The 6814-nt window shown below is 51.7% G+C and carries 5 protein-coding genes and 1 pseudogene; 3 read left to right on the plus strand and 3 right to left on the minus strand.

Annotated features, from left to right (window positions below; all coding sequences use genetic code 11):
- From ACPLUI_RS09040 to ACPLUI_RS09050, 3 genes are all read left to right on the plus strand, one after another.
- Positions 1–815: aldehyde ferredoxin oxidoreductase C-terminal domain-containing protein (locus ACPLUI_RS09040; protein ID WP_424659938.1), on the plus strand; the 815-nt coding region annotated here is incomplete at its 5' end.
- Between the two features lie 31 nt (positions 816–846).
- Complete coding sequence (locus ACPLUI_RS09045; RefSeq protein WP_424659939.1) at positions 847–2001, plus strand: iron-containing alcohol dehydrogenase; 1155 nt, start codon at positions 847–849, stop codon at positions 1999–2001.
- A gap of 10 nt (positions 2002–2011) precedes the next feature.
- On the plus strand, positions 2012–3373 hold the full coding sequence (locus ACPLUI_RS09050; protein ID WP_424659940.1) for a UbiD family decarboxylase: 1362 nt from the start codon (positions 2012–2014) through the stop codon (positions 3371–3373).
- Between the two features lie 42 nt (positions 3374–3415).
- On the opposite strand, the gene yhbH is transcribed toward ACPLUI_RS09050, so the two are convergent.
- From yhbH to ACPLUI_RS09065, 3 genes and pseudogenes are all read right to left on the minus strand, one after another.
- Complete coding sequence (yhbH, locus tag ACPLUI_RS09055; RefSeq protein WP_424659941.1) at positions 3416–4585, minus strand: sporulation protein YhbH; 1170 nt, start codon at positions 4583–4585, stop codon at positions 3416–3418.
- Between the two features lie 11 nt (positions 4586–4596).
- A pseudogene (locus ACPLUI_RS09060) lies at positions 4597–5643 on the minus strand (protein prkA); the annotation flags it as partial.
- A gap of 66 nt (positions 5644–5709) precedes the next feature.
- The coding region (locus ACPLUI_RS09065) for a recombinase family protein (protein ID WP_424659942.1) at positions 5710–6814 on the minus strand (1105 nt) is incomplete at its 5' end.

Raw genomic sequence — 6814 nt, forward strand, 5'->3', positions numbered from 1 at the left:
TAGACACCATAGATGCGGCGAATCTGATTGCTTTCAGTATAGAAGCATTTGAGCGTGGTGTTATTGGGAAGGAAGAAACAGGCGGCCTGGTTTTGCGGTGGGGCGATCCCGGGATTTTGATTGAACTCGTTCACCAGATTGGGCAGAACAAGGGGTTTGGTGCCATTTTGGCCGGCGGGTTTAAGACTTTACTTAATGAGTTGGGTCCAGAAGCAAAGGAATTTGCCATCCATGTCAAGGGTATGGGTTTCCCCGCTCACGACCCAAGGGCGTACAATAGCATAGCTCTCGGATATGCCACTGCAAACAGGGGGGCATGCCATTTAGAAGGGTTCAGCCATGCCTTTGAGCGCAACGTGGCCATGCCTGAGTTGGGGTTCAGCGAACCGTTTGACCGGTTTTCTGTTGAGGGAAAAGGGAAACTTGTGGCCCTCGCTCAAAATCTCATGAGTGTTTTTGACTCGCTTGCCTTATGTAAGTTTTTGTTGTTTGGCGGTGTCGGAATAAAGGAACTGGCGGAATGGGTTAAGTTGGGAACGGGTTTTGACTTCACCCCGGAAAAACTCATGGAAATAGGAGAAAGGATCTTCAACTTGAAGCGCTTTTACAACGTAAAATGCGGCATCAGCCGCAAGGATGATATTCTACCGTCCCGCATCCTTAAACAGAAACGGGGCAGCGGGGGAGCCGCTGAAAATTTGCCTCCCCTGGACAGGATGCTTGACGAGTATTATGCTGCACGTGGCTGGAATGAGGACGGTATTCCCACTCGAGAAACATTGGAAAGATTAGGACTTGGCGATTTTATTTGTTAGAACCTTAACTGAGAGGGAGGATTAATTCAAAATGGAAGTATTTACGTTCCAGCTGAAGACCACTGTTTGTTTTGGGGCTGGTGTTTTGTCCGGCATAGAAGATTGGTGTCGCGACTACCATGCGAGGCGTGTTCTGGTTGTTACGGATCAGGGGGTTAGGAAAGCCGGAATTCTGGAAAAAGTTGAGAAGATTTTAAGCGACGCAGGAATAGAAAGTGTGGTCTTCGATGATGTTGAACCGGATCCGGGCCTGGAAACCATTCATCGTTGTGCTACATGCTTTCAGGAAAACAAATGTGATTTGATTTTAGCGGTTGGCGGGGGTAGTCCGATTGACACGGCAAAGGGGGCCCGAATTATAGTAGAAAACGGCGGTCATATCAGGGACTATGCCGGTGTAAACAAGGTCCCCAAAGCTCCGGTTATACCCCTGATCGCAATTCCTACGACTTCCGGTACAGGCAGCGAGGTTACGACGTTTGCCGTTCTCTCGGATTGGGAAAATAGAATGAAAATAACCATTTCCAGTCCCTTTTTGGCACCGGAAGTGGCCGTGGTTGATCCGCTCCTTACGGTGACAGCTCCACCGTCCGTAACCGCGGCGAGCGGGATTGACGCCCTGTCCCATGCCATAGAAACCTATGTCTCCCTCAAGGCACAGCCGCCTGCTGAAGCGCTCGCTTTAAAGGCTATTGAACTCATAGGAGAAAGCCTTAGGACAGCAGTGGCTAACGGGAGTGATAAAGAAGCACGTACCAAAATGTCTTTAGGCAGTCTACTAGCCGGTATGGCGTTCAATAATTCCTTGCTGGGCCTTACCCATTCCATCGGAGCAGCTTTGAGCGGGCACGCGCACGTGAGCCACGGGCTGGCGATAGGTCTTCTCCTGCCCTATGTTATGGAGTTTAACGCGATAGCCAGGATGGAGAAGTTTAGCAAAATAGCGATTGCCCTGGGTGAGGACGTCAAGGGCTTGAGTTTAAGAGAAGCAGCTTTACGTTCAGTTAAAGCTGTACGCGAACTGGTGGAAGACATTTCCTTGCCGCGCAGGTTGGGAGAAGTGGGAGTAACCGGGGATATGATTGAGGGAATGGCTAAGGATGCCATGGGACATGGTATGCTCAAGTTTAATCCTCGAGTGGTTACGGAAAAGGATATCATAGCCATACTGCGGAAGGCTTTATGAAGGGAAGAGGATGATTACAGTGAGTTACCATACCCTTCGCAGCTGGTTGGAAGCGCTGGAAGCCAGGGGGTATCTGAAGAAAATAAAAAGGGAAGTTGACCCGGTTTTCGAATTGGCTGCCGTGGCCGGGAAGGCGGACGGGCAGTGGGCGGTCAAGTTTGAGAAAGTGAGAGGCTATTCCATGCCCGTCGTAGCCGGGATTTTATCCACCAGGCAGATGATTGCCGACGCTATGGGTGTAAGCATAGCTGAAGTAGTAACCAGGTTTGCCGGGGCTCAGGCCAATCCCGTGCCGTGCCGTCTCATTGATAGAGAACACGCTCCTGTCAAAGAAGTTATTGTACGAGATAATATTGACATTGTTTCTATGTTTCCTGTCCCGACCCACCACGAGAAGGATGCCGGGCCGTATATCACAGCCGCTCTTCTTATTGCCAAGGACCCTTCAACCGGGATTCGTAATGTTTCGATCCACAGGCTTCAGGTACTGGGTCCAAACAAACTGGGCATCCTGATTTTACCCCGCCACCTGTGGCATATATTCCAAAAAGCGGAAGAAAATAATCAGCCGCTGGAAGTCGCAATGGTTATCGGCGCAGATCCCCTTACCTTGCTGGCATCACAGGCAATTACACCCTTGGGGGTCGATGAACTGGAAATTGCCGGTGCCCTTCATGGAGAGCCCCTTCAGTTAGTCAAGTGTGAAACAGTAGATATAGAAGTGCCAGCGCATGCGGAAATAGTCCTGGAGGGGCGGTTGCTGCCCGGGGTGCGTGAAATGGAAGGGCCTTTCGGAGAATATCCGAAGTATTACGGGCCTGCCAGCAAAAAGCCCGTAATTGTAGTTGATGCTGTTACCTGCAGGCGCCAGCCAATCTATCAGACTATCGTGGCAGCGACAAAGGAGCATTTGCTGCTGGGAGCTATTCCGCGGGAGGCGGGTCTCTTCCAAATCGTCAAGCAGGCAGTGCCTACTGTTCAGGCAGTGCACTTAACACCTGGAGGTACGTGTCGCTATCATGCTGTTATTGCCATCGATAAGAGAAACGAAGGAGAGGCTAAAAATGCCATGTTTGCCGCCTTTGCCAGCAGTGCGGAAATTAAACATGTAGTAGTTGTAGATAAAGACGTAGATGTTTTTAACTCCGAAGATGTGGAATGGGCCATTGCTACCCGTTGCCAGGCCGGTAGAGATGTGATCATAATTCCCGGAGCACATGGAAACAAACTCGATCCTTCCAGCGATGACGGTGTGAGTGACAAAATGGGCATTGATGCAACTGTACCGCTCAATGCCCCGGCGGAACGTTTCGAAAAGATTAAAATCCCGGGTTTTGAAAAGATCAAACTTGAGGATTACCTGGAGGACTGAACCGCAGTTGAACGCCGCCCCTACAAGGGCGGCGCTTTTCGATCAGGCCCCCGGCACCTTGTGTCTCACCTGCTCCGGTCCTACACTGAAAAATTTTTTCAAGGCAGGATAGACGTCTTTCTTGTCCTTGATGGTAATGGATACGAATCTGGGGTTGGTTATTTTCTTATATGCCGAACGCAGGGTGCTGGTATAGTAGTACGAGCCCTCGATTTCTCCGTAACCCACCAGGTTGCATACCTTTAAAAGCTCATTAACCAGCTTGACGCAGTTTTCGTTGTCCGAGGCCAGGTTGTCACCGTCGGAAAAGTGAAAGGCATAAATGTTGTAGTCCTGGGGCGGGAACCGGTTTTCAATGATCTCCAGGGCAAGCTTGTAGACCGATGAACAGCGTGTGCCGCCGCTGGCCCCCTTCGTGAAAAACTCCTCCTCGGTGGTTTCCCTGGCCTCCACGTGGTGGGCGAGGAACACGATCTGTACATTCTGGTATTTGGTGCGCAAAAACCGTACCATCCAGAAGAAAAAGCTGCGGGCGATGTACTTCTCAAAAGGCCCCATACTGCCCGAAGTGTCCATCATGGCCAGTACCACGGCGCTGGATTCGTACTTGAAAGTGTCATCCCAGGTTTTGAAGCGCAGGTCGTCTTTGGTTATGGCGGAAAGCCCTTTTTTACCCTGCAGGGCATTGCGTTTAATGGCCTCGTAGATGGTCCGCTTGCGGTCGATATTGCTGGAGATGCCCATCTTGCGCACGTCTTTAAATTCCACCGATTCGGAAGCCAGTTCGGGTTTTTTCTTTTGTTCCAGGTTGGGCAGGCCCAGGTCCTCAAAGATCAGTTCGGCCAGCTCATCAATGGTGATGTCGGCTTCGTAATAATCCACGCCGGGTTCCTCACCGGCCCCACCCTTGCCCTTGCCTCCTCCATGCTGGGGGTCGCTGCCCAGTATGTCTCCCGCCTTGCTCTTGCCGTCGCCCTGGCCGGCATGCTTCATCTTCCCGCGGTCATAGCGGAAATGATACTCTTCTATGGAACGGATGGGAACTTTGATCACTTTGTTCCCATCCGACATGATAATGCTTTCTTCGCTGACTATGTCCGCCAGGTTTTTCTTGATGGCCTCCCTGACTTTCTCCTGGTGACGCTGCCTGTCAATCTCTCCTTTGCGGTGCAGCGACCAGTCTTCCCGGGAGATGATGTATTTTCCGGACATTAGCCTCACCCCTAGCGGTTCAACAGGCTGCCAACATATTTCAGCAGTTCGTTGGCACAAACGGCGCAGTACCCGTACTCCGAAATGAGCTTGTTACTGACCTCGTTGATGCGTTTGAGCTGTTCGGCATCGGGAGTTTTGGTGGAGGTGGTGATTTTGACCACGTCCTTCAAATCGGCAAACAGTTTCTTTTCCACCGCTTCCCGCAGCCTTTCGTGGCATGTGTAGTCGAACTTCTTACCCTTGCGGGCGTAGCTGGACAGGCGGATGAGAATTTCTTCCCGGAAGCTCTTTTTCGCGTTTTCAGATACACCGATCTGCTCTTCAATGGAGCGCATCAATTTCTCGTCGGGATCCAGTTCTTCGTCTGTAATGGGGTCTTTTAATTTGGTCCCGTTGCAATAAGCCTCCACGTTATCCAGATAATTGTCGAAAAGTATCCGGGCTGACTCTTCGTAGGAATAGACGAAGGCTTTCTGCACCTCTTTTTTAGCCATTTCGTCGTACTCCTTGCGGGCAATCGAGATGAAGTTCAAGAGCCGTTCCTTCTCCTCCCTGGTGATGGAAGGATGCTGGTCCAGCCCGTCTTTCAGCGCCCGCAGCACATCCAGGGCGTTGATGCACCTGGTGGAGGTACGGATGAGGGCGGACGAGAGGCGGTTGATCACATAGCGGGGGTCCACTCCGCTCATGCCTTCCTCCGGTGCTTCATTTTGCAGTTCGGTGACGTCCTTTTGTTTGAAGCCTTCCACATCCTCCCCGTCGTAGAGCTTCATCTTTTTCACAATGTCCATGCCCTGTTTCTTGCTTTCCTTCAGCCTTGAGAGAACCGAGAAGATGGCCGCCACCCGCAGGGCGTGGGGAGCGATATGTATATCTTTTAGATCGCTCTGGCGGATGAGTTTTTCATAGATCTTTATTTCGTCGCTGACCCGCAGGTTGTAGGGGATCTTCATGACAATGATGCGTGAGTGCAGGGCCTCGTTTTTCTTGTTGCTGATGAAGGCCTTGTACTCATTCTCGTTGGTATGGGCCACAATCATTTCGTCGGCAGTTACCTCATTATATTAATTGAATATTAATTGACCGGGGTGGCCTTCGGGCTGCCCCGCGTCTTTGTCCGGTTACTTCTGCGGGGTTGGCCCGGAATTGAAAGCAAACCTGGGGTAAATGGACAGGTCGAACTTCCCTTTTCCGGTTTTGTCAAGGTAGACCGCGGAAATCAATTCCCTGAGCAGCTTGTTCTTCAGGCTCTTGTTTTCCGGTGCTTCGTAGGCGGCAAGGAAGGTGTTGATGTTTTCGCGGAGTACCGGTATCTCCCGTTCCGGTTCGGGTTCGGGGTTTTTCCGGGAGCGGATTGATTCCAGCATGGACAGCTCCCTGTCGATCTCACTTTTCCGTTCCAGGAAAGTGTCGTCGTCGTAGATGCCGGCTTCATATTTCTCACAGATGAACTTCAACCTGCGTTTCAGCTCGGCCCGTTTCTTTTCAACCAGTTCACCAGTGTCGATGGTGGCGGCGGCTTCCCTTTGCCTGCTGCAGACTTCCCCGAAAATTTCTTTCAGCCTCTGCACGTTAAAGCTCCCCAGTGTTTTGAGGTATTCCAGGATGGCGGCCTCGACGTCCCGGTACTTTACGGTGGTACAACCCGGTGTGGGGCACCACAGGAATTCCTTGTGATATTTGCTTATCTCCCCATTTTTTTTGCGGTAGCTTTGAACGGAACACTGGCGGACCATACGCCTGCCGCATTTGGCACAGACCACCAGCCCGGCCAGCTCGCAGGGGGAGAAGTCGAGTTTCACATTGGGAATGTTCCTGCCGTGACGAAACTTCTGCTGGGCAAGGAGCCAGGTTTCCGGGTCGACGATGGGCTCGTGTGCGTTGGCCACCACTATCCATTCGTCCCGGGCCCTGGGGTAGTATTTATTATCCACACGGCGGGAGGTGCGGTATTTGACGGTCCCTATGTAAACCTCATTCTGGATTATCCTCCGCACCGTCATATAATGCCAGCTTTTTGCACCCCCGGGGGTGGGTACGCCCATGCGGGTAAGGTAGCTGGCGATAGCCCGGAAAGATACGTCTTTTGATATGCCGTCCTCTTCAAGCCCGTGGACATAGAGGGCAAATATCAGCCGGACCACCTGGGCTTCTTCCTCGATTACCTCCAGCCGGCGGGTGTACAGGTTGAGACGGTAGCCAAACGGAGTAAGGCCGGACATCCAC

The organism is Desulfofundulus sp. (assembly GCF_049701015.1).
Classification (GTDB): domain Bacteria; phylum Bacillota; class Desulfotomaculia; order Desulfotomaculales; family Desulfovirgulaceae; genus Desulfofundulus.